The sequence below is a fragment of the Streptomyces sp. NPDC002088 genome (assembly GCF_040296605.1).
Classification (GTDB): domain Bacteria; phylum Actinomycetota; class Actinomycetes; order Streptomycetales; family Streptomycetaceae; genus Streptomyces.
The window spans coordinates 1-1,172 of record NZ_JBEOXO010000123.1; the positions used below are offsets into that span (position 1 = coordinate 1).

Below are 1,172 nucleotides of genomic sequence, written 5' to 3' on the forward strand. Positions count from 1 at the left end.
TTACTGACTTCGGCGTATTAGGGTCAGTCCGGTCTGTCGAGAGCGAGGCCCGTCCCGGCGAGGAATCCGCCGAGGATGCCGTGCCGGTACTGCAGCGCCTTGAGCCGCCTGCGGAGCAGAGTCTCCAGCTCGCTGAGGGTGCGGGCGGCCAGGTTGGCCAGGCTCCGCTTGATGTGCGCCCACAGGCCCTCCACCGGGTTGAGGTCGGGCGCATACCCGGGCAGCAGGACCACTGTCAGCCAGTCCCGCTCCGCAACGAGTGCCTTCATCATCTTGGAGATGTGGGTGCTCAGCCGGTCCCACACCACGATCAGCGGGGCCTTCAGCAGCTGATGGGCGCCGTCCAGCAGGCGGATGTAGTCCGTCTCGCCCAGTGAGCGACGCTCGCCCTTGCGGCCGGTATGCCGACGCAGCCGGTAGCACAAACGGGCGGGCAGGCCCGGCCGGAAGCACAGCAGCCCGGCCACCGAGAGCCGTCCCCGGCTGCGGCCGGAGACCTTGACTCTCGGTGTGATGCCACGTCGGCCCCAGGTGCGGCCCTTGGGCGGACGGCCGGTCACGCCCGCTTCGTCCTCGAAGCAGATGAACGCGCCGGTCGCCGCCCTAAGGGTTTTACCTCCTGCCAGGTCGCCTCCCGCCATGCGGTGATCGCGTCCTCGTCGCGTTCGGCGGCGGGCCGGGCGGGCATCTGCACGCTGTAGCCCATCCGGTGCAGCAGCCGGGTGACACCGGAGACGCTGTAGGAGAGGTGGAACTTCCGCCCGATCAGCGTGCGTACCCTCGCGGCGGTCCACACCTGGTCGTCCACCCAGCCGTGCGCGGCCGGCCCCTCATCCAGCCAGACGGCGAGCTTGGCCTGCAGATCGGGGCCGAGCCGGCAGTCGTAGCCCGGCGGCCCCTGGGAACGCAGCGCTTCCCGCCCGCCGGACGCCCAGGCACGGCGCCACTGGTAGACCGACTTCTCGCTCACCCGTAACTCCCGGGCGACGCACGGGACTTTTACGTCCTCCTCGAAGAGGTCAGCGGCCCGCATGCGTACCTCTTCGCGGCGCCTGCGCTGCTCGGCGGTCAGCCCGCCCCCGTCCGGATACCGCATACCTCCGGCGTACCAGCCCGGACGGACCGCGTCACCGGTCCCGACACAGATCCAGACCCCGAAACGCCGAAGTCAG

The 1,172-nt window shown here is 70.2% G+C and carries 1 protein-coding gene; it reads right to left on the reverse strand.

Annotated features, from left to right (window positions below; genetic code table 11):
- Window positions 1–23: 23 nt before the first annotated feature.
- Window positions 24–1,096 (reverse strand): IS630 family transposase gene (locus tag ABT114_RS50865; RefSeq protein ID WP_502988552.1). Its coding sequence is split into 2 segments (ribosomal slippage): window positions 24–616 and window positions 616–1,096, totalling 1,074 coding nucleotides; the frame shifts between segments, so codons are not numbered across the junction.
- Window positions 1,097–1,172 lie beyond the last annotated feature (76 nt).